We start from the raw sequence: 20,181 nt of genomic DNA on the forward strand, positions 1-20,181 counted from the left end.
CGCGATGACGCGCCGCTGCACCTAATGGAGTGTTTATGGCAGTCAAAGTCCTGGTGGTGGACGATTCGGGTTTTTTCCGCCGCCGCGTCTCGGAAATTCTTTCGGCGGATCCGAGCATCCAGGTGGTCGGTACGGCCACCAACGGTAAAGAGGCGATCGATCAGGCCATGGCCCTCAAGCCTGACGTGATCACCATGGACTACGAGATGCCGATGATGGACGGCATCACGGCAGTGCGGCACATCATGCAGCGCTGCCCGACCCCGGTGTTGATGTTCTCCTCTCTGACGCATGAAGGCGCGCGGGTAACCCTCGATGCGCTGGACGCCGGCGCGGTGGATTTCCTGCCGAAGAATTTCGAAGACATCTCGCGCAACCCCGAGAAGGTCAAGCAACTGCTTTGCGAGAAAGTCCACAGCATCTCGCGCAGCAATCGTCGTTTCAGTGCCTACAGCGCGCCGGCTCCCGCCGCTGCGCCAGCGCCGACGCCTGCTCCGGCAGCGTCGAGCTACGGCAGCCACACGAGCCACAGCAGCCCTGTCCCGGCACGTCCTGCACCTGCGCCTGCCCGTGCATCCGCTGCAAGTGCTTCGTCGCCGGCACCGAAACGCAAAGCCTACAAACTGGTTGCCATCGGCACCTCGACGGGTGGCCCGGTCGCGCTGCAACGCGTACTGACGCAGTTGCCGGCGAACTTCCCGGCGCCGATCGTGCTGATCCAGCACATGCCGGCGGCGTTCACCAAGGCGTTTGCCGAGCGTCTCGACAAGCTCTGCCGCATCAGCGTCAAGGAAGCCGAGGATGGCGACATCCTGCGTCCGGGCCTGGCGCTGCTGGCACCGGGTGGCAAGCAGATGATGATCGACGGCCGTGGCGCGGTGAAGATTTTGCCGGGTGACGAACGTCTGAATTACAAGCCGTGCGTGGACATTACCTTCGGTTCTGCAGCCAAGTCTTACGGCGACAAAGTTCTGGCAGTGGTGCTGACCGGCATGGGCGCCGACGGCCGCGAAGGCGCGCGTCTGCTCAAGCAGGGCGGCAGTTCGGTGTGGGCGCAGGACGAAGCTAGCTGCGTGATCTACGGCATGCCGATGGCCATCGTCAAAGCCGATCTGGCTGATGCCGTGTATGGTCTGGACGACATCGGCAAGCACATCGTCGAGGCGTGTATCTGATGGATGTTCTCAGCCTAATCGGCCTCATCATGGCGTTCGTCGCCATCATCGGCGGCAACTACCTTGAAGGCGGTCACCTCGGCGCGCTGGCCAACGGCCCGGCAGCGCTGATCGTGCTGGGCGGCACGGTCGGTGCTGCGCTGCTGCAATCGCCGATGAGTGCGTTCAAGCGCGCCATGCAGATTCTCGGCTGGATCTTCTTTCCGCCGCGTGTCGACCTGGCCGGCGGCATCGACCGCGTGGTCAATTGGAGCCTGACGGCGCGCAAGGAAGGCTTGCTCGGCCTCGAAGGCGTGGCCGACGCCGAGCCTGACAGCTATTCGCGCAAGGGCCTGCAATTGCTGGTCGACGGCGCCGAGCCGGAAGCCATTCGCAGCATTCTCGAAGTGGATTTCTACACCCAGGAATCCCGCGACATCGAAGCGGCCAAGGTCTTTGAGAGCATGGGTGGCTACGCGCCGACCATCGGCATCATCGGTGCGGTGATGGGCCTGATTCACGTGATGGGCAACCTCGCTGATCCGTCGCAACTGGGTAACGGCATTGCCGTGGCGTTCGTCGCGACCATCTATGGCGTGGCCAGTGCCAACCTGATCCTCTTGCCGGTCGCGGCCAAGCTCAAGTCCATCGCGTTGCGGCAGTCGCGTTATCGCGAAATGTTGCTGGAAGGAATTCTGTCGATCGCCGAAGGTGAAAACCCTCGTTCCATTGAGTTGAAGCTGCAAGGCTTCATGGACTAAGGGAATAACCTCATGGCTCGTCGTCGCCACCAGGAAGAACACGTCAATCACGAGCGCTGGCTCGTGTCCTACGCGGATTTCATCACTTTGCTGTTCGCGTTTTTCGTGGTGATGTACTCGATCTCGTCGATCAACGAAGGCAAATACAAAGTCATTTCCGAAGCGCTGATCGGCGTGTTTACCGATTCCGACCGCTCGCTCAAACCGATCCCGATCGGCGACGAACGACCGAAAACCGTGACCCCGGCCAAGCCGCTGGTCAAGGATGCCGAACAGGTCGACGCCGGTATTTCCGGGTCCAGCGATCCACTGAAAAGCATTGCCGATGACATCAGCGCCGCCTTCGGTGACTTGATCAGCTCCAACCAGATGACCGTGCGCGGCAACGAGTTGTGGGTCGAGATCGAGCTCAATTCCAGCCTGTTGTTTGGCAGCGGCGATGCCATGCCGAGCGACATCGCGTTCAACATCATCGACAAGGTCGCGGCGATCCTCAAACCGTTCGATAACCCGATCCACGTCGAAGGCTTCACCGACGATCAACCGATCCGCACCGCGCAGTACCCGACCAACTGGGAACTGTCCTCGGCGCGCTCGGCGAGCATCGTGCGGATGCTCGCCATGCAGGGCGTAAACCCTGGGCGACTGGCGTCGGTGGGCTACGGCGAATTCCAGCCGGTGGCCAACAACGCCACGGTCGAAGGCCGGGCGAAGAACCGTCGCGTGGTGCTGGTGGTGTCGCGCAATCTTGATGTGCGCCGCAGCCTGACGGGCACCGGAACCGCCAATGCGCAACCGGACGCGGCGTTGAAGCGCGCTGGCACACAAACTGCACCGACCCCGGTCAAGACGCCGGGACGCGAGAGTGCCGTCAATTCTCCGTCGCCCGCATTAACACGCTGAAGCATGTCTCGGCCAGCCGATCTGGCCGGGAGGAACGAACTGAATGAGAGTCTGGGCAGTCGCCAATCAAAAGGGTGGTGTCGGTAAAACCACATCCTCCATCGCTTTAGCCGGATTGCTGGCCGAGGCGGGCAAGCGCGTGGTTGTGGTCGATCTCGACCCGCACGGCTCGATGACCAGCTATTTCGGCTACGACCCCGACAGCCTGGAGCACAGTAACTACGACCTGTTTCTGCACAAGGGCAGCGTGCCGCAAGGCCTGCCGGGGCAGTTGCTGTTGTCGACCAGCGACGAACGCATTTCCCTGCTGCCATCGAGCACCGCACTGGCCACCCTTGAGCGACAGTCGCCGGGGCAGAGTGGCTTGGGCCTGGTGATCGCCAAGAGTCTGGCGCAATTGTGGCAGGACTTCGATTACGCGATCATCGACAGCCCGCCGTTGCTCGGTGTGCTGATGGTCAACGCCCTCGCGGCGAGCCAGCAACTGGTGATCCCGGTACAGACCGAGCACCTGGCCGTGAAAGGTCTGGAGCGCATGGTCAACACCCTGGCGATGATCAATCGTTCGCGCAAACAGCCGTTGCCGTTCAGCATCGTGCCGACCCTGTTCGACCGCCGCACGCAGGCGTCGATGGGCACCTTGCGCGTGCTGCGTGACAAATTTCCCGACGACATCTGGCACGGCTACATCCCGGTCGATACTCGTCTGCGCGACGCCAGCCGGGCGGGCGTCACGCCTTCGCAATTCGACGGCAAGAGCCGTGGCGTGCTGGCCTACCGCGCGCTGCTCAAGCACCTGCTCGCGCAGCAACTTGTTCCGCAGGTGGCCTGAGCATGATCTTTATTCGTCTAGGAGCTGCCGCAGGCTGCGATCTTTTGATCTTGCCTGTGAGTGTTCCTGAAAAGATCAAAAGATCGCAGCCTGCGGCAGCTCCTACCGGGAGTCGCGCATGAACCGGCCGGTGAAGCTGACTTCTCGTCCGCAACAGGCCTTGCAGTCCTATCTGGAAGACCTGTTGCTCGACCTGCCCGAGGACTTGCCTGCGCCGGTCGAAGCGCCGCCGCCAGTCGTCGAACAGGCGCAGCCTGAAGTGGTGGAAAGCACCGAGGCCATGGACGAGTTCCAGGCCGCGGTGCTGGAAGAACAGGCCCGCGACGCGCAGAAATCCGTCGCTCCAATTGCCGCGCCCGCTGCTGCCCCCGTGGCCAAAGCGCCAGTCGCGCTGATCGACGAACCGCGCGCGCCGCTGTCGACCTTGGCGCCGCTGCTGCAAACGCAATTATTGACCGTGCCGGAACCCGAGCCGGAGCCAGAACCCGCGCCGCAGATTGCGGAGCCGAAGGTGCTGGTCCCGCCGCTGGTCGAAGTGCACCTGCCACCGAACAACCCGCCGCCACCGGTCGAACCCGATGGCCGTCCGGCCTGGGCTGCCGAAGCCTTCGAATGCTTGCTGTTCGATGTTGCCGGGCTGACCCTGGCGGTGCCACTGGTGTGCCTCGGTTCGATCTACTCGCTGGCCGGTCACGAGCTGACGCCGCTGTTCGGTCAGCCGGAATGGTTCCTCGGGATTCTGCCGAGCCAGGCTGGCAACCTGAAAGTTCTGGACACCGCGCGCTGGGTCATGCCGGATCGTTACCGCGATGACTTCCGGCAGGGCCTGCAATACGTGATTTCGGTACAAGGTTACGAGTGGGGGCTGGCAGTGCATCAGGTCAGCCGCTCGTTGCGCCTGGACCCGAATGAAATCAAATGGAGAAGTCACCGGGGTCAGCGGCCATGGCTCGCCGGCACCGTGATCGAGCACATGTGTGCATTGCTTGACGTATCCGCGCTGGCCGAGTTGATCGCCAGCGGCGGGGCAAAGCACTTGAGTGGCAACAAGCCGCTACATAAACCGACATAGCAGCCGACATAACAATCAGGCGATGGCATTTTCCAATGCCACCACACAGAACACACACCGCCCGGGGCGGTTTTTTCGAGGGGTCAGGGTATGAGTAGTCAGGCGTCGAATGCAAAAGGTTCTGAAGATCCGATCCTGCAATGGGTGACCTTCAAACTGGATAACGAAACCTACGGCATCAACGTGATGCGCGTGCAGGAAGTGCTGCGCTACACCGAGATCGCGCCGGTGCCGGGTGCACCGAGCTACGTGCTGGGCATCATCAACCTGCGCGGTAACGTGGTCACCGTGATCGACACCCGTCAGCGCTTCGGCCTGCACAGCGGCGAGATCAGCGACAACACCCGTATCGTCATCATCGAAGCCGACAAGCAAGTCGTTGGCATCATGGTCGACAGCGTCGCCGAAGTGGTTTACCTGCGTCAGTCGGAAATCGAAACCGCGCCGAATGTCGGTAACGAAGAATCGGCCAAGTTCATTCAGGGCGTGTGCAACAAGAACAATGAGCTGCTGATTCTGGTCGAGCTGGACAAGATGATGAGCGAAGAAGAATGGTCGGAACTGGAGAGCATCTGATTTGATTCTCGAGGTTGCGGTAATTGTTCTGTTCCTGTTCTGGGCCGGCACGCTGGCGATGTTCGTCTCGTACATCAAGGCGCAGCGAGTGATCGCTGCACAGCAGGCCCAGGGTGATGCGCTGCGTGATCAGCGCATCAAGGAACTGGCCAAACGCGTCGACGATTACCAGAACGGCAACGTGCGCATGGGCGAGGCCCTGCACGAGTTGCGCGCGGTGGTAAGCCCGTTGCCGGACAAGATCGTTGCACTGGAACAACGCGACCCGTCGAGCCTGTCATTCGCCCAAGCGGCGAAACTGGTGGGCATGGGCGCCAGCGTCGATGAACTGACTCAGTCGTGCGGCTTGACCCAGGCTGAGGCGGAGTTGATGCGCAAGTTGCACAAGGGCAGCTAGGGGCTTCAAGCTTCAAGCGGCAAGCAAGATCAAAAGATCGCATCGGAGGCAGCGCCTGCATAAATCTCGTGTAAGCGCTGTCGAAGGCTGCGATCTTTTTTCTCGATTGCATCTCAGGCATAGCGATTCGCAGTTGTCCGGATCAGCTCGCCGGAGTTTTTGTGTAACTGATCAGTTGATACAGGGCTTTCTGCTCACCGTTACCGCCGAAGTCGGCGTTGCCCCAAGCCACTACCCGACGATCTGCCCTGAGTGCCACGAAGGTATCGCCTCCTCCGTACACAGCACGAACGTCAGTGAGCAAATGGGCAACTGCGCTGGTATCGCCGCCGCCGTTCTCTCTTCCCCACGCAACTGCCACGCCGTTGCTGCGCAATGCTACGACCGCGTCTTGGTTGGCATTAATGGCGACAATGTCTCTCAACTGGCGAATGTCTGGCGGAATGTTAACGATATCGCTGGGGAGGGTAGCCCAAGCGTGCACTGAGCCATCCCCGCACAGCACGACAAATCCGGATCCGGAGCCTATGACGTGGACGATGTCGTTGCGACTGGCAATCTCTTCTGGCATGGGCGGCATATGTCCCCATACGACCAGTGCGCCATTGCTTCTGCGTGCTGCAAAGGCTGAGCTGTTACTGGCCAGGTCGACGATATCTCTCAGCGCTGCGATGTCCGACGGCACTTGGCCTCCAAGCGATTCATGCCCCCATGCGCGCACTTGGCCATTGTCGCTCAGTACTGCGAAAGCATGAGTCGAGCAAGCCAGTCTGGTTATGTCGGTGAGCAACGCGATATCGTCCGGCAACTGCGCTGAATGGTCATGATAGCCCCAACAGACGACGTTGCCAGTGCTGCGCAGCGCGGCGAAACCATACTGGCCACCCGACGCTTGCATGATATCGGTCAAATCGGCGATTTCGGGCGGAAGTGCGCCTCCCATCTCGGGCATGCCCCATGCGACAAGCTTGCGCGATTCAAGAAGGGCTACGAAAACATAAGTGCTTCCCGACACCGCGACAACCGTATTCAGCTGTGCGATATCTTCGGGGACGGTCCCGCTGGGCTGAAGTCCCCAAGCGAGGACATTGCCTTGCGCGCGCCGAATCGCAAAGGCTCTCATCCCCGCCGACAACTCTACGACGTCGTGCGCTTCTCTTACCGGTTCCGGCAAAGTGCCGCCGCCATCGACGTGACCCCATGCATGGACTGCCCGGCTGTCCAAAACAGCGCACAGGGCGAATGATGTACCGATAATGTTTGACGGGTTCAGGGTTATCCGTTTCTTGCCCGACCAGACGATCAGTTCCTCATAAGGCCGGACATCGAAAAATTCGCTAGCAGTGGCGGACTGCTTGTCTCCAACATACTGCCACGTGACGTTCAACGGTTTGAGCGTTGAGGCGTCCAGCGCTACAAGTCGCCAGCTGCGCGTGTAGAAGTTGCCAAGACCACCCCGATTGCCGCGTGCGCCCATGACCAGCAGTCCGCCTTCAGCGTTTATGTTCAGGGGCAATTCATCTTTCTCGTTTGGCATGGAATCAATCCCTCGAGATTGTGGACCTGCGGGCAACCTGGTCAGGTCTGGTCCGTAATCAAGCGCTGCGGGATCGGGCATGCGCTACTGTCAGACCTGACAGTAGCGACAAACGGTATATGGCAGGGCGCACAAGAGACTGCGACTGCGGCTCAGTAGTCATCCCCGCGTGCGGTGATGTCCTTCTCGACCATCGGCGCGTTCGGGTCTTGTCCTTCGGGGAATTTGCCCTTCAGGTTCCAGGCAAACGCGATGATCTCGGCGATGGTGCGATAGAGCTCTTCGGGAATGCTGTCGCCCAGTTCCATCCGCGCCAGCAGGCGCACCAGTTCGGCGTTCTCGTAGATCGGCACTTCGTAATCGCGAGCGATACGCAGGATTTCTTCGGCCAGTTCTTCGTCGCCCTTGGCGGTGAGGGTCGGGGCGTGGTTGCCGTCATATTTGAGGGCGATGGCCTGGCGTGGGGCGGTGGAATCGTTCATGCGGTTTCGTCGACCCAGCGGTGTTCGAGGCGGGTTTGGTTGCCTTGCGGCGGGGTGCCATGGTGGCAGTCGAGGTCGCCGACGTTGAGCCCGGAATCGAGCAAGCGCTGGCGCAGGGCGAACAGGTTGTTCTCGATCAGGTCCGCGGTGTACGGCCGCTCGGCCCACAGCTGACTGGACAGGCTGCCAGCGATCAATTGCGCCTGAATCTGCATTGGCCCGAGCGGTTCCAGATCGAAGGCCAGATCGACGCGCCACAATTGCTGTTTGGCTTCGCGTTCATCGCGGCGTTCATGCGGCTGCGGTTCGCGCTCCGGCGCTTCTTCACGCTGGAATTTGACCTGCAACGGCACGATGTCTTGCAAATTGCGCATGGGGATTTCCAGTTGCCAGGTGCTGAGCAGGCGGCCATCGTCGGTGACGCCGGTCTGTTCCAGGCTCGACAACTGATGGCTTTGCAGACGCGACACCGCTGCGGCGGCGAGGCGCAGCAGTTGTTCGAGATCACCTTCGCCTTCCAGTTTCGCCAGCAGTCGTTCGGGCAACGGGAAGCTGCTCGGCACCGGTTTGGCGCTGACCTGGCCGAGGGTGCCGAGGGCGTTCCGGACGAAACTCGGCAGCGCCTGCGCCAGGGTATTGGCGGCGATGATCGCATTGAAATTGGTGTTGCTCGGCAGGCCCGGGGTCAGTTGCGCGATCAGCTTGAGCAGGTCGGCTTTCATGTCCGGGGCGAGAGTCGGGTTTTGTCCGCTGAGCAATTTCGCTTCGAGGAACGCGCCGCTGTTGGCCAATGCCAGCGCCACGCCTTTGGCGGTGCTCATTTGCGGCAGGTCCGGCAGGCTGGCAAGCAGCTTGTCGACCACCGCGCGCAGATCGGCCGAAGTCTGATCGCTGGATGGCGGCAGGTTCTGCAACATCTTCAGCAAGCCATCGAGCGAGCCCTGACGACTTTGCTGACCGAGCAATTGCTGACTCACCGCCAGTTGTTCCTGGCGGCTGCTCAGCGGCACGAATTTGAGGGTTTGCGCATCCTGCACCTGCGCCGACAACAAGGTGCCGATGCGCAGCGGTTGCGGGCTGTCGACGGTCAAGGTGCTGCCGCTCAATGCGGTGTTGAGCAGGGTGACCATCGAGCGAAATACCGCCGCTTGCCCCGGCGTCTGCGGCAGGGCCTGCGAGGTCACGACTTTGCCTTGCAGCAAGGTGCCGGCGGGCAATTGCGCGGTATCGATGCGGGTCAGGGTGGCGACGCTGCTGGCGATCGCTTGTTGTACGGTGATTGCCAGATTACCGGCCGATGGCTGAGTGATCGCCAGGTTGGTGCCCTGTGGCAACGGCAGGTTGCTGCTGGCCTGCACGGTGGTCTGACGGCCGCTGTCGAGGGTCACTTTCAAGAGCAATTCAAAGGTCTGATCGGCCTGCTTGAGCGACAACACCTCAGCCTTGGCGCTTTGTCCCGCGCCGATCAAGCCTTCGACCGGTGTCAGCAGTTTGAGCAGTTCACCCATCTGCGGGCGAGCGCTCGCCGGCACGGTGGGCGGCAGCGGGAGGATGTTCATTTCGCCTGTCATACGCGGACACAACCTGAGGAAATTGCGCTCTTGAGAGTAAGGCACGGCATGTATAATGCCGCGCGTCGTGCGCTTCGTTCAAAAAACCTGGCAATTGTTTGATCCAGCTCGCCAGATCGAGCGATCAAAGCATCTATGCTGCATCTCTTTAACGGCCGCTCCAGAGCCGACTTGAACCGTATAAGGCCCGTGATCCCTTGACCAGTCCTGTCCTGCAAACCGTTGCCCTGGCGTGTGAACGCGACCTCAGGCTGCTTTTCGAAAACCTCGAATTGCGCCTGGCCAGTGGTGACATGGTGCAGATCAGCGGCCCCAACGGCAGCGGCAAGACCAGTCTTTTACGTCTGCTCGCCGGTTTGATGCAACCCACCGACGGCCAGGTGCTGCTCAACGGTCAGCCGCTGGCCGAGCAACGCAGCGAACTGGCGCGAAACCTGTTGTGGATCGGCCACGCTGCCGGGATCAAGGATCTGCTCACTCCCGAAGAAAACCTGTCGTGGCTGTGCGCCCTGCATCATCCCGCCGAACGCGAGGCGATCTGGCAGGCGCTGGCAGCAGTAGGATTGCGCGGTTTCGAAGACGTTCCCTGCCACAGTCTTTCCGCCGGCCAACAGCGCCGTGTGGCGCTGGCGCGGTTGTATCTGGACAGCCCGCCGTTGTGGATTCTCGACGAACCGTTCACCGCGCTGGACAAGCAGGGCGTTGCGCAACTGGAAGAGCATCTGGCCGGCCACTGCGAACGCGGCGGCCTGGTGGTGCTGACCACCCACCACACCCTGAGCCGCATGCCGGCCGGTTATCGCGACATCGATCTGGGGAAATGGGCGGTATGAGTGTCTTCGGCCTGCTGCTTGCCCGCGAATCGCGACTGCTGTTCCGCCGCCCGGCGGAGCTGGCCAATCCGCTGATTTTCTTTGCCATCGTCATTGCCCTTTTCCCGCTGGCCGTCGGCCCGGAAACTCAAGTCTTGCAAAACCTGTCCCCGGGGTTAGTCTGGGTGGCGGCGTTGTTGTCGGTCCTGCTGTCGCTGGACGGATTGTTCCGCAGTGATTTCGAAGACGGCTCGCTCGAACAGTGGGTCCTTTCGTCGCACCCGCTGCCGCTTCTGGTCCTGGCCAAGGTGCTGGCACACTGGCTGTTTTCCGGTCTGGCACTGGTGCTGCTGTCGCCGTTGCTGGCGCTGATGCTCGGTTTGCCGGCTGCGTGCCTGCCGGTGCTGCTGCTGTCGTTGCTGTTGGGCACGCCGGTGTTGAGCCTGCTCGGTGCAGTCGGCGCGGCGCTGACGGTCGGCCTGAAGCGCGGCGGGCTGTTGCTGGCGCTGCTGATTCTGCCGTTGTACATCCCGGTGTTGATCCTTGGCAGTGGCGCGTTGCAAGCGGCGTTGCAGGGCATGCCGGCGACCGGATACCTGTTGTGGATGGCCAGCCTCACAGCGCTGGCGATCACCCTGACACCCTTTGCAATAGCCGCTGGCCTGAAGATCAGCGTCGGCGAATAATAATGAGGCCTGGTCAAAAATTGACCACTTCTTCCAGAAGAAAGGCATGACCCTCTGCCAGCTCGCGATGATGAGCGGCAACCGTGATGGAAACAGTATGAACTGGACCTGGTTTCACAAGCTCGGCTCGCCCAAGTGGTTCTACGGCATCAGCGGCAAGTTCCTGCCGTGGTTGAGCATTGCAGCGTTGCTGCTGATCGGCGTTGGCGTGATCTGGGGCCTGGCGTTCGCGCCGCCGGATTACCAGCAAGGCAACAGCTTTCGCATCATCTATATTCACGTGCCAGCGGCGATGCTCGCCCAGTCGATCTACGTGATGCTCGCTGTCTGCGGCGTGGTCGGGCTGGTGTGGAAGATGAAACTGGCCGACGTCGCCCTGCAATGCGCCGCACCAATCGGTGCGTGGATGACCGCCGTGGCGCTGGTCACCGGGGCCATCTGGGGCAAGCCGACCTGGGGCTCGTGGTGGGTGTGGGATGCGCGCCTGACCTCGATGCTGATTCTGCTGTTTCTGTATTTCGGTGTGATCGCGCTGGGCAATGCCATCAGCAACCGCGACAGCGCCGCCAAGGCCTGCGCGGTGCTGGCAATTGTTGGTGTGATCAACATTCCGATCATCAAATACTCGGTGGAGTGGTGGAACACCCTGCACCAGGGCGCGACGTTCACCCTCACGGAAAAACCGGCGATGCCCGCGGAAATGTGGCTGCCGCTGCTGCTGACAGTGCTGGGTTTCTACTGCTTCTTCGGCGCTGTGCTGTTGCTGCGCATGCGGCTGGAAGTGCTCAAGCGCGAGGCCCGCGCCAGTTGGGTGAAGGCCGAAGTGCAGCAGAGTCTGGAGGCAGTGCGATGAGTTTTGCTTCATTCGGCGATTTTCTCGCCATGGGCCATCACGGCCTGTATGTCTGGTCGGCCTACGGCATCTGCCTGGCGGTGCTGGCCCTCAACGTAGTGGCGCCGATTGCGGCGCGCAAGCGTTATCTGCAACAAGAGGCGCGTCGTCTGCGCCGGGAGAACGGCAAGTGAATGCGCTGCGCAAAAAACGTCTGATCATCATTCTGGCGATTCTGGTCGGAGTGGGCGCTGCTGTCGGCCTGGCCCTGAGCGCGTTGCAGGAAAACATCAATCTGTTTTACACACCGACGCAGATCGCCAACGGCGAAGCGCCGCAGGACACGCGCATCCGCGCCGGCGGCATGGTCGAGGCCGGTTCGCTGCAACGCTCCAAGGATTCGCTGGACGTCAAATTCGTCGTCACCGATTTCAACAAATCCGTGACCATCGCCTATCGCGGCATCCTCCCGGATCTGTTCCGCGAAGGGCAGGGCATCGTCGCTCTCGGCAAGCTCAACGCCGATGGCGTGGTGGTCGCCGATGAAGTGCTGGCCAAGCACGACGAGAAGTACATGCCGCCGGAAGTGACCAAAGCGCTGAAGGACAGCGGTCAATCCGCACCGACGCCTGTGAAGGAGGGTTGATCGATGGCTGCTGCACTGTTTATTCCCGAGCTGGGCCATTTGGCGATGATCCTCGCGCTGTGTTTTGCACTGGTCCAAGCGCTGGTGCCGATGCTCGGTGCGTGGCGCGGCGACCGCTTGTGGATGAGCCTGGCGCAACCGGCTGCGTGGGGCCAGTTTGCCTTTCTGCTGTTTGCCTTTGGCTGCCTGACCTATGCGTTCATGACCGACGATTTCTCGGTCGGCTACGTGGCGATGAACTCCAACAGCGCGCTGCCGTGGTACTACAAATTCAGCGCGGTGTGGGGCGCCCACGAAGGTTCGCTGCTGCTGTGGGCGTTGATCCTCGGCGGCTGGACCTTCGCCGTGTCGGTGTTCTCCCGGCAGTTGCCGCAAGTCATGCTCGCCCGCGTCCTGGCGGTGATGGGCATGATCAGCACCGGTTTCCTGCTGTTCCTGATTCTTACCTCGAACCCGTTTTCGCGGATCCTGCCGCAGATTCCCGCCGACGGTCGCGACCTCAACCCGTTGCTGCAGGACATCGGCCTGATTGTGCATCCGCCGATGCTGTACATGGGTTACGTCGGTTTCTCTGTGGCGTTCGCATTTGCCATCGCCGCGCTGCTCGGCGGGCGTCTCGATGCGGCATGGGCGCGCTGGTCGCGGCCATGGACCATCGTCGCCTGGGCCTTCCTCGGCATCGGCATCACCCTCGGTTCGTGGTGGGCGTATTACGAACTCGGCTGGGGCGGCTGGTGGTTCTGGGACCCGGTGGAAAACGCCTCGTTCATGCCGTGGCTGGTCGGCACCGCGTTGATTCACTCGCTGGCGGTCACCGAGAAACGCGGCGTGTTCAAGAGCTGGACGGTATTGCTGGCGATTGCCGCTTTTTCGTTGAGCCTGCTCGGCACCTTCCTCGTCCGCTCGGGCGTGCTGACCTCAGTGCACGCGTTTGCCTCGGACCCCGAGCGCGGTGTGTTCATCCTGATTTTCCTGCTGTTCGTGGTGGGCGGTTCGCTGACGCTGTTTGCGCTGCGTGCGCCGGTGGTGAAAAGTCAGGTCGGGTTCAATCTGTGGTCACGCGAGACTTTGCTATTGGGCAACAACCTGGTGTTGGTAGTCGCTGCATCGATGATCCTGCTTGGCACGTTGTATCCGCTGATTCTTGATGCCATCAGCGGCGCCAAACTGTCGGTCGGCCCGCCATACTTCAATGCGTTGTTCATTCCGTTGATGGCGTTGCTGATGCTGGTCATGGCGATCGGCGTGATCGTGCGCTGGAAGGACACGCCAGTGAAATGGCTGGCGAGCATGCTCACTCCGGTGCTGCTCGGCAGCGTCGCATTGGCCGTGGTGGCCGGCGTGGCTTATGGCGATTTCAACTGGGCAGTGATCGCGACGTTCCTGCTGGCGGCGTGGGTGTTGCTTGCCGGTGTGCGCGATTTGTTCGACAAGACGCGGCACAAAGGTCTGATCAAAGGTTTGCCGACGCTGACCCGCAGTTATTGGGGCATGCAGATCGCCCACCTCGGCATCGCCGTGTGCGCGCTGGGCGTGGTGTTGTCGAGCCAGAACAGTGCCGAGCGCGACCTGCGTCTGGCGCCGGGCGAGTCGATGGACCTGGCGGGCTATCAGTTCGTCTTCGAAGGCGCGAAGCATTTCGAAGGGCCGAATTTCACCTCGGACAAAGGCACCATCCGCGTCATTCGCGATGGCAAGGAAATCAGCGTGCTGCACCCGGAAAAACGTCTGTACACCGTGCAGAACTCGGTGATGACCGAAGCCGGGATCGATGCCGGTTTCACTCGCGATCTCTACGTCGCCCTCGGCGAGCCGCTGGATAACGGCGCCTGGGCCGTGCGCGTACACGTCAAACCGTTCGTGCGCTGGATCTGGTTCGGCGGCTTGCTCACCGGATTGGGTGGTTTGCTGGCGGCGCTGGATCGGCGTTATCGGGTCAAGGTGAAAAGCAAAGTGCGCGAAGCGCTGGGCATGACGGGAGCGGCGGCATGAGGCGTTGGTTGATGTTGTTGCCGTTGGCGATTTTTCTGCTGGTGGCGGTGTTTCTCTATCGCGGCTTGTACCTGGATCCGGCGGAGCTGCCGTCGGCGATGATCAACAAGCCATTCCCGGAGTTTTCCCTGCCGAGTGTGCAGGGTGACAAGACGCTGACCAAGGCCGACATCCTCGGCAAACCGGCGCTGGTCAATGTCTGGGGCACCTGGTGCATCTCCTGCCGCGTCGAACACCCGGTGCTGAACAAACTCGCCGAGCGCGGCGTGGTGATCTACGGCATCAACTACAAGGACACCAACGCTGATGCCTTGAAGTGGCTGGCCGAGTTCCACAATCCGTATGCGCTGGATATCCGTGATGACGAAGGCTCGCTGGGCCTCAACCTCGGTGTCTACGGCGCGCCGGAAACCTTCTTCATCGACGCCAAAGGCATCATCCGCGACAAGTTCGTCGGGGTGATCGACGAGCAGGTCTGGCGCGAAAAACTCGCGGCCAAGTATCAGGCGCTGGTCGATGAGGCCAAGCCATGAAACGTTTTCTCGCAGCAGTGGTGTTGGGCTTGAGCCTGGCCGGTGTCGCCCACGCGGCCATCGACACCTACGAATTTGCCAAAGAGGGCGACCGCGAGCGTTTCCGCGAACTGACCAAGGAACTGCGCTGCCCCAAATGCCAGAACCAGGACATTGCCGACTCCAACGCGCCGATCGCCGCCGACCTGCGCAAAGAGATTTTCCGCATGCTCGGCGAGGGCAAGGACAATCAGCAGATCATCGACTTCATGGTCGATCGCTACGGTGATTTCGTCCGCTACAAACCGGCGCTCAATGCCAAGACCGCGCTGTTATGGTTCGGCCCGGCCGCTCTGCTGCTCGGCGGTTTTGTGGTGATCGTGCTGATCGTGCGCAGGCGTCGCGGGCAACGCGCCGAAACGCCGTCATCGCTGTCTGCCGAAGAACGTCAGCGCCTCGACCAACTGTTGGATAAAAACCAAGAATGATTGATTTCTGGCTTGCCGCAGGGCTGTTGCTTCTGGTCGCCCTGAGTTTTTTGCTGATCCCGGTACTGCGCGAACGCCGCGCTCAGCGGGAAGAAGATCGCACCGCGTTGAACGTCGCGCTGTACCAGGAACGGGTTGCCGAGCTGCAAGCGCAGCAGGCCGAAGGCGTGCTCGACGCCGCGCAACTGGACAGCGGCCGCGCAGAAGCCGCGCGTGAATTGCTCGCTGACACCGAAGGCGTCACCGCACCGCGTGTCTCGCGCCTGGGCAAGCCGTTGCCGCTGCTGGCCGCCGTGTTGGTACCGGTGCTGGGTCTCGGTCTGTACCTGCATTTCGGCGCCGCCGACAAGGTCGAACTGACCCGCGAATTCGCTCAGGCACCGCAGTCGATGGAAGAGATGACCCAGCGTCTGGAACGTGCGGTCGCCGCACAACCGGATTCCGCCGAAGGTCTGTATTTCCTCGGCCGTACCTACATGGCTCAAGACCGTCCGGCAGACGCGGCGAAGATGTTCGAACGCGCCGCCAACCTCGCCGGTCGCCAGCCGGAACTGCTCGGCCAGTGGGCGCAGGCGCAGTATTTTGCTGACGGTAAAAAGTGGTCGGAGCAGATTCAGAAATTGACCGACGAAGCGCTGAAGGCCGATCCGAAGGAAGTTACCAGCCTCGGCCTGCTCGGCATCGCCGCGTTCGAAGGCGAGCGTTATCAGGAGGCCATCGACTACTGGAATCGCCTGCTCGCGCAACTGCCGCCGGATGACAACTCTCGCGTTGCGCTGCAAGGCGGCATCGAGCGTGCCGCCGAACGCCTGAAAGCCAGCGGTGGCAAGGTTGCCGAGGCACCGGCGCCGAAAGCGGCATTGCTGACAGTCAGCGTTGATCTGGCCAGCGAACTCAAAGGCAAGGTGCAACCGGGCGACAGCGTGTTCATCTTTGCCCGCGCCACTTCTGGCCCACCGGCGCCGCTGGCGGCCAAACGCCTGACCGTCGCCGACCTGCCGGTAACCGTCGAACTGGGCGATGCCGATGCAATGATGCCGCAGTTGAAACTGTCCAACTTCCCTGAAGTCCAACTGGTTGCGCGCATCTCACGAGCCGGTCAACCGACTGCCGGTGAGTGGATCGGTCGCAGCGGCCCAGTGGCCAGCAGCACCACCGCGCCACAAAAACTGACTATCGACAGCCCGGACAAGTAACCGGACCCAACAGGAAAGCACCGCCATGCACACCATCGCCCGCATCACAGTCCTCACACTGGCCCTGGGCTTGAGTGCATGTGCGGTACAACGCCCGGAACCGACCACCAGCCTGCCGCCAATCTCGCCCTCGCAACCGAGCCCGACCCCGTCGACCTCGCCGAGCCCCGGCAAGAGCATCCCGGCCAAACCCGCCAAGCCCGTGCCCCGCACCTCGGCCAGCTTCGCCCCGCCACCGGGCGGCAACAGCCACTGGGACCAGAAGCTCGGCGTCTACGTGCTCGACGACCAGACCAACACCTTCTACCGCCAGCGCACCTACTACCGCTGGAACAACGGCTGGAGCCGCTCGGTCAGCCCCAACGGCCCGTGGGAAGACACCAACATCCACGGCGTCCCGCCGGGGTTGGGCAAGAAATTCGGGCAGTAAGAGAAACGGCGATCCTGGGATCGCCGTTTTTTTGCGTCTGATTCTCAGAGAATCGCACGATAGTGACCTAACGCCTTGACCGATTCGACCAAGCCTTGCCGCTGGAGAAAGCCGAGATATTTGTCCACCTCCACAGTGGGCGTTTTCAATTGCCGTCGCTGGCTTTGAGCCGCAGCGACGACGGCAGCCGAATCAAGATGAAAAAGGTTTTCCACAAACTCATCCGGGTGCTGAGCTTCGATGCCATATGGCGCGAGGTGGCAGGAGGGGAAATCTTTCAGGTTGAACGTCACTATTACATCGGCACCGCATCGGATAGCGGCCGCCAGAACATGGCGGTCGTTCTCATCAGGCAGCGTCAGGCCTGACACCAAGTCTTCATAGCCATCAATACACGCGTCTGGAATGGCCAGGTCCATCAATTGCGATGTGCGATCGAGTTGTTCGAGGGTCAGGTCGGACCTGTTCTTCAATAAGTTACGCTTCCATTCGTGGTGTACTTCCTGAGTCCAGCGAGCCCGATACAGCCCTGACAACGCGAGCCACATCAGGAAATCTCTTAAAGGGGCCGGATATAAAACGCATGCATCGTATACAGCAGTGAAAGAGGAATGCCTCACTCGTATCCTGTCCTTAGCGCCTGTGCCTGCTCCGCGAGAAGCGTCATTGCCTGCTCGCTGGCGGTGTCTCGCCGGGTTTTATATTCCATCAGATCAGCAAAACGCACACGTCGGTGCTTGCCTGTTTTGTGGTAGGAAACCTCACCGCTCTCCAGCAGTTTGATCATGTGCGGACGTGAGACGTTGAGCAGATCGGCAGCTTCCTGCGTGGTCAGCTCCGCGTGGATCGGTACCACCTTCACAGCGTTGCCCTGCGCCAGCGCCGCGAGGATATCGCTCAGCAAGCGCAACGCCGATGTTGGCAGCTCGACGCTGTGGGCTTCGTTCTGTTCATCAAAAATCTGGATTCGCTGAGTTTCAAAAGCGGTTGTGAGGAAGGCGCTCAGGGCGCGCTGGCCTGCAATCGCGGCTTTGACCTCTCGTTCGACAGGCAGATTGATGGCAGATGGAGTAGCGGTGGTCATAAGACTGTTCCAGCATTCTATGGAAGGATGTGTCGACGTTATTCGAATTAAACGAAATTCGCAATAAACGAAACTGGTGCAGGAATACTTTGTAAAACTACCAACCATCACCCCGTCCCATTCTGTGCTTGAGTAAAGATAACTCTAGAGTTACTTTTAATGGGCCAGGCCAAGGAGGCGGTTGGTGCAGAGCAGGCTATTGATGAAGGAGCTGGAGGAGGCGGGCTGGACGCTGGATCGGGTTGCGGGCAGTCATTACATCTTCACTCATCGTTACAACCCGAACACGATTGCCGTCCCGCATCCGAAAAAGGATTTACCGCTGGGGACAGTCAAAAGCATTCGGCGGCGCGCGGGGTTATTCAGCCCGCCAACCCGTCATGAAGGAGATCCGTAATGCAATATCCCATCTGCATCGAGTGGGGTGACGAGAACACTGCCATCGGTATTCAGATCCCCGATATTCCCGGCGCAGTCACGGCCGGTGACAGCTTTGAGGAGGCCTACAACGCGGCCGTGGAAGTGGCTCACCTCATGCTGCAGGAGATCGCGGCGGCCGGTCAGGCGATTCCGATGCCGACCTCGGCAGCGGCGCATCGCAATCATCCGGATTTTGCCGAGATGGGCTGGGGCATGCTGGAGCTGGATATCTCGCCGTACCTTGGCAAGACCGAAAAGGTCAACGTTACGCTGCCCGGCTATGTGATTCAGCGTATTGATCGCTATGTACGCGAGCACAACGTCAAAAGCCGCTCCTCGTTTCTGGCGGATGCGGCGATGGAGAAACTGGTTCGGTATTGAGGGTCTGCGCAATTGTGGGAGCGAGCCTGCTCGCGAAGGCGTCAGGTCAGGCACTGATCTATGGCTGACACACCGGCCTTCGCGAGCAGGCTCGCTCCCACTATGACATCGCGTCAGGACGCGACTTTTCGCTGCGCCAGCGCATCGTTTTGCGATGCACTCAAAAACCGCACCAACGCCAACAACGGAAACACGCTGCCGACAATCACGATCCACAACCAGCCGCCATGCTCGTACACCGCGCTGGCCACCGACGAGCCGAACGCGCCGCCGATGAAGATGCTGGTCATGTACAGCGCGTTCAAACGGCCACGACTTTTCGCGTCCAGCGAGTACACCGCGCGTTGGCCGAGGACCATGTTCATCTGCACGCAGAAGTCCAGCACCACGCCGGTCACGGCCAGGCCGATGACGCTGTAGGCCGGGTGAATGAAGGCGGGCAGGAAGCTCAGGCTGGCGAAGAGCATGGCCAGCAGCGAGGCGATGCGTGTGTGACCGGCATCAGCGAGGCGGCCGCTGATTGGCGCGGCGATGGCACCGATCGCGCCCACCAGAGCGAAGATCGCGATTTCGCTTTGCGACAGGCCATGGTTGCGTGCCAGCTCCAGCGGCACGGCGGTCCAGAACAGGCTGAACGTGGCAAACATGCAGCCCTGGTAAAACGCCCGCTGACGCAGCACCGGTTGCTGGCGCAGCAGTGTCCATAGCGAACCGATCAACTGGCCATAAGTAGCGCTGTGATCCGGCTGGCGCTTGGGCACGGTCAGCGCCAGCACCACGCTGATTGCCGCCATCAACGCTGCGGCGATCATGAACATGGCGCGCCAGCCGAGGTGATCGGCGACCACACTCGATACCGGTCGCGCCAACAGAATACCCAGCAGCAAACCGCCCATGATCCCGCCCACCACGCGACCACGGGACTCTTCCGGCGCCAGATGCGCGGCCAGCGGAATCAGGATCTGCACCGACACCGAGCTGAACCCGACCAGCAGTGAGATCAGCAGAAATACGTTCGGCTGTTCAGTGAACGCGGCGCCAAGCAGACTGGCGATCGCCACGACCGTGGTGATGATCATCAGCCGACGGTTCTCCAGCAGATCCCCCAGCGGCACCAGAAAGAACAGGCCCAACGCGTAACCGATCTGCGTCAGCGAGACGATGAAACTGGCCATGGTGTCGGAGAGGCCGATGTCCGGCGCGATCAGGCCGATGATCGGCTGTGCGTAGTAGATGTTGGCAACGATGGCGCCGCAGCAGAACGCGAACAGCAGGACCATGCCTCGGGTCATTGCGTGAGGAGTGGTGGTCATAGGGGATCTCGGGTCAGGCACAGGAAAGGGCTGAGGCTAATGGACAACGTGGACTGGCAGAAGACGTTTTCGGATGATAACTGTTATTACGCAGTGTAATGAGC

25 protein-coding genes are annotated in these 20,181 nt (G+C 61.1%); 19 read left to right on the top strand and 6 right to left on the bottom strand.

Annotated elements, in window-relative coordinates; genetic code table 11:
- Window positions 1-35: 35 nt before the first annotated feature.
- The 7 genes from FEE99_RS12575 to FEE99_RS12605 all read left to right on the top strand — a co-directional run bounded on the left by FEE99_RS12575 (window position 36) and on the right by FEE99_RS12605 (window position 5,695).
- Entirely contained in the window at window positions 36-1,175 is a 1,140-nt protein-coding gene (locus FEE99_RS12575) for a protein-glutamate methylesterase/protein-glutamine glutaminase (RefSeq protein WP_041479628.1), read from the top strand.
- Complete coding sequence (locus FEE99_RS12580; RefSeq protein WP_016771055.1) at window positions 1,175-1,915, top strand: flagellar motor protein; 741 nt, start codon at window positions 1,175-1,177, stop codon at window positions 1,913-1,915. The genes FEE99_RS12575 and FEE99_RS12580 overlap by 1 nt, the downstream gene beginning before the upstream one ends.
- 12 nt (window positions 1,916-1,927) lie before the next feature.
- Entirely contained in the window at window positions 1,928-2,818 is an 891-nt protein-coding gene (gene motD, locus FEE99_RS12585; RefSeq protein WP_041479627.1) for a flagellar motor protein MotD, read from the top strand.
- Window positions 2,819-2,861: 43 nt separating this feature from the next.
- On the top strand, window positions 2,862-3,650 hold the full coding sequence (locus FEE99_RS12590; protein WP_024012121.1) for a ParA family protein: 789 nt from the start codon (window positions 2,862-2,864) through the stop codon (window positions 3,648-3,650).
- Between the two features lie 118 nt (window positions 3,651-3,768).
- On the top strand, window positions 3,769-4,722 hold the full coding sequence (locus tag FEE99_RS12595; protein ID WP_041479626.1) for a CheW domain-containing protein: 954 nt from the start codon (window positions 3,769-3,771) through the stop codon (window positions 4,720-4,722).
- A 90-nt stretch (window positions 4,723-4,812) separates the two neighbouring features.
- Window positions 4,813-5,298, top strand: a complete 486-nt coding sequence (locus FEE99_RS12600; RefSeq protein ID WP_016771050.1) for a chemotaxis protein CheW — start codon at window positions 4,813-4,815, stop codon at window positions 5,296-5,298.
- 1 nt (window position 5,299) lies between these two features.
- The gene (locus tag FEE99_RS12605) at window positions 5,300-5,695 is read left to right on the top strand and encodes a DUF2802 domain-containing protein (protein WP_016771049.1); all 396 of its coding nucleotides are present in this window, start codon (window positions 5,300-5,302) and stop codon (window positions 5,693-5,695) included.
- A gap of 142 nt (window positions 5,696-5,837) precedes the next feature.
- On the opposite strand, the gene FEE99_RS12610 is transcribed toward FEE99_RS12605, so the two are convergent.
- The 3 genes from FEE99_RS12610 to fliK form a co-directional block, all read right to left on the bottom strand.
- Window positions 5,838-7,232 (bottom strand): RCC1 domain-containing protein, encoded by a 1,395-nt coding sequence (locus tag FEE99_RS12610; RefSeq protein WP_052392193.1) that lies wholly within the window; start codon window positions 7,230-7,232, stop codon window positions 5,838-5,840.
- Window positions 7,233-7,384: 152 nt separating this feature from the next.
- Complete coding sequence (locus tag FEE99_RS12615; protein WP_041479625.1) at window positions 7,385-7,714, bottom strand: EscU/YscU/HrcU family type III secretion system export apparatus switch protein; 330 nt, start codon at window positions 7,712-7,714, stop codon at window positions 7,385-7,387.
- Window positions 7,711-9,285: a flagellar hook-length control protein FliK gene (gene fliK / locus FEE99_RS12620; protein ID WP_041479624.1), complete on the bottom strand. Its 1,575-nt coding sequence runs from the start codon at window positions 9,283-9,285 to the stop codon at window positions 7,711-7,713. Before fliK ends, FEE99_RS12615 begins: the two co-directional genes overlap by 4 nt.
- 197 nt (window positions 9,286-9,482) lie before the next feature.
- On the opposite strand from fliK, the gene ccmA reads away from it, so the two are divergent.
- The 10 genes from ccmA (at window position 9,483) to FEE99_RS12670 (ending at window position 16,879) form a co-directional block, all read left to right on the top strand.
- A complete protein-coding gene (gene ccmA / locus FEE99_RS12625) occupies window positions 9,483-10,118 on the top strand; it encodes a cytochrome c biogenesis heme-transporting ATPase CcmA (protein ID WP_041479623.1) in 636 nt (211 codons plus the stop codon).
- Window positions 10,115-10,783 carry a heme exporter protein CcmB gene (gene ccmB / locus FEE99_RS12630; protein ID WP_039763615.1) on the top strand — a complete coding sequence of 223 codons (669 nt, stop codon included), beginning with the start codon at window positions 10,115-10,117 and terminating at the stop codon, window positions 10,781-10,783. The genes ccmA and ccmB overlap by 4 nt, the downstream gene beginning before the upstream one ends.
- 97 nt (window positions 10,784-10,880) lie before the next feature.
- Window positions 10,881-11,636 carry a heme ABC transporter permease gene (gene ccmC, locus FEE99_RS12635; RefSeq protein ID WP_041479632.1) on the top strand — a complete coding sequence of 252 codons (756 nt, stop codon included), beginning with the start codon at window positions 10,881-10,883 and terminating at the stop codon, window positions 11,634-11,636.
- Window positions 11,633-11,809, top strand: a complete 177-nt coding sequence (gene ccmD / locus FEE99_RS12640; protein ID WP_016771045.1) for a heme exporter protein CcmD — start codon at window positions 11,633-11,635, stop codon at window positions 11,807-11,809. Before ccmC ends, ccmD begins: the two co-directional genes overlap by 4 nt.
- Window positions 11,806-12,261: a cytochrome c maturation protein CcmE gene (ccmE, locus tag FEE99_RS12645; RefSeq protein ID WP_016771044.1), complete on the top strand. Its 456-nt coding sequence runs from the start codon at window positions 11,806-11,808 to the stop codon at window positions 12,259-12,261. The genes ccmD and ccmE overlap by 4 nt, the downstream gene beginning before the upstream one ends.
- A gap of 3 nt (window positions 12,262-12,264) precedes the next feature.
- Window positions 12,265-14,253: a heme lyase CcmF/NrfE family subunit gene (locus tag FEE99_RS12650; RefSeq protein ID WP_041479622.1), complete on the top strand. Its 1,989-nt coding sequence runs from the start codon at window positions 12,265-12,267 to the stop codon at window positions 14,251-14,253.
- On the top strand, window positions 14,250-14,786 hold the full coding sequence (locus FEE99_RS12655) for a DsbE family thiol:disulfide interchange protein (protein ID WP_016771042.1): 537 nt from the start codon (window positions 14,250-14,252) through the stop codon (window positions 14,784-14,786). The genes FEE99_RS12650 and FEE99_RS12655 overlap by 4 nt, the downstream gene beginning before the upstream one ends.
- Window positions 14,783-15,253 (top strand): cytochrome c-type biogenesis protein, encoded by a 471-nt coding sequence (locus FEE99_RS12660; protein WP_041479621.1) that lies wholly within the window; start codon window positions 14,783-14,785, stop codon window positions 15,251-15,253. The genes FEE99_RS12655 and FEE99_RS12660 overlap by 4 nt, the downstream gene beginning before the upstream one ends.
- Window positions 15,250-16,449: a c-type cytochrome biogenesis protein CcmI gene (gene ccmI / locus FEE99_RS12665; protein ID WP_041479620.1), complete on the top strand. Its 1,200-nt coding sequence runs from the start codon at window positions 15,250-15,252 to the stop codon at window positions 16,447-16,449. Before FEE99_RS12660 ends, ccmI begins: the two co-directional genes overlap by 4 nt.
- 25 nt (window positions 16,450-16,474) lie before the next feature.
- A complete protein-coding gene (locus FEE99_RS12670; RefSeq protein WP_041479619.1) occupies window positions 16,475-16,879 on the top strand; it encodes a hypothetical protein in 405 nt (134 codons plus the stop codon).
- A gap of 44 nt (window positions 16,880-16,923) precedes the next feature.
- Here FEE99_RS12670 and FEE99_RS12675 read toward each other — a convergent pair whose 3' ends face one another.
- Window positions 16,924-17,499: a PIN domain-containing protein gene (locus FEE99_RS12675; RefSeq protein WP_041479618.1), complete on the bottom strand. Its 576-nt coding sequence runs from the start codon at window positions 17,497-17,499 to the stop codon at window positions 16,924-16,926.
- Complete coding sequence (locus tag FEE99_RS12680; RefSeq protein ID WP_041479617.1) at window positions 17,496-17,963, bottom strand: helix-turn-helix domain-containing protein; 468 nt, start codon at window positions 17,961-17,963, stop codon at window positions 17,496-17,498. Before FEE99_RS12680 ends, FEE99_RS12675 begins: the two co-directional genes overlap by 4 nt.
- 184 nt (window positions 17,964-18,147) lie before the next feature.
- On the opposite strand from FEE99_RS12680, the gene FEE99_RS12685 reads away from it, so the two are divergent.
- Both FEE99_RS12685 and FEE99_RS12690 read left to right on the top strand, forming a co-directional pair.
- On the top strand, window positions 18,148-18,360 hold the full coding sequence (locus FEE99_RS12685; RefSeq protein WP_041479616.1) for a type II toxin-antitoxin system HicA family toxin: 213 nt from the start codon (window positions 18,148-18,150) through the stop codon (window positions 18,358-18,360).
- A complete protein-coding gene (locus tag FEE99_RS12690; protein WP_016771035.1) occupies window positions 18,360-18,764 on the top strand; it encodes a type II toxin-antitoxin system HicB family antitoxin in 405 nt (134 codons plus the stop codon). The genes FEE99_RS12685 and FEE99_RS12690 overlap by 1 nt, the downstream gene beginning before the upstream one ends.
- A 113-nt stretch (window positions 18,765-18,877) precedes the next feature.
- On the opposite strand, the gene FEE99_RS12695 is transcribed toward FEE99_RS12690, so the two are convergent.
- On the bottom strand, window positions 18,878-20,077 hold the full coding sequence (locus FEE99_RS12695) for an MFS transporter (RefSeq protein ID WP_041479615.1): 1,200 nt from the start codon (window positions 20,075-20,077) through the stop codon (window positions 18,878-18,880).
- Window positions 20,078-20,181: the final 104 nt, after the last annotated feature.

The organism is Pseudomonas sp. ef1 (assembly GCF_007293365.2).
In the GTDB taxonomy this organism is placed as follows: Bacteria; Pseudomonadota; Gammaproteobacteria; order Pseudomonadales; family Pseudomonadaceae; genus Aquipseudomonas; species Aquipseudomonas siliginis.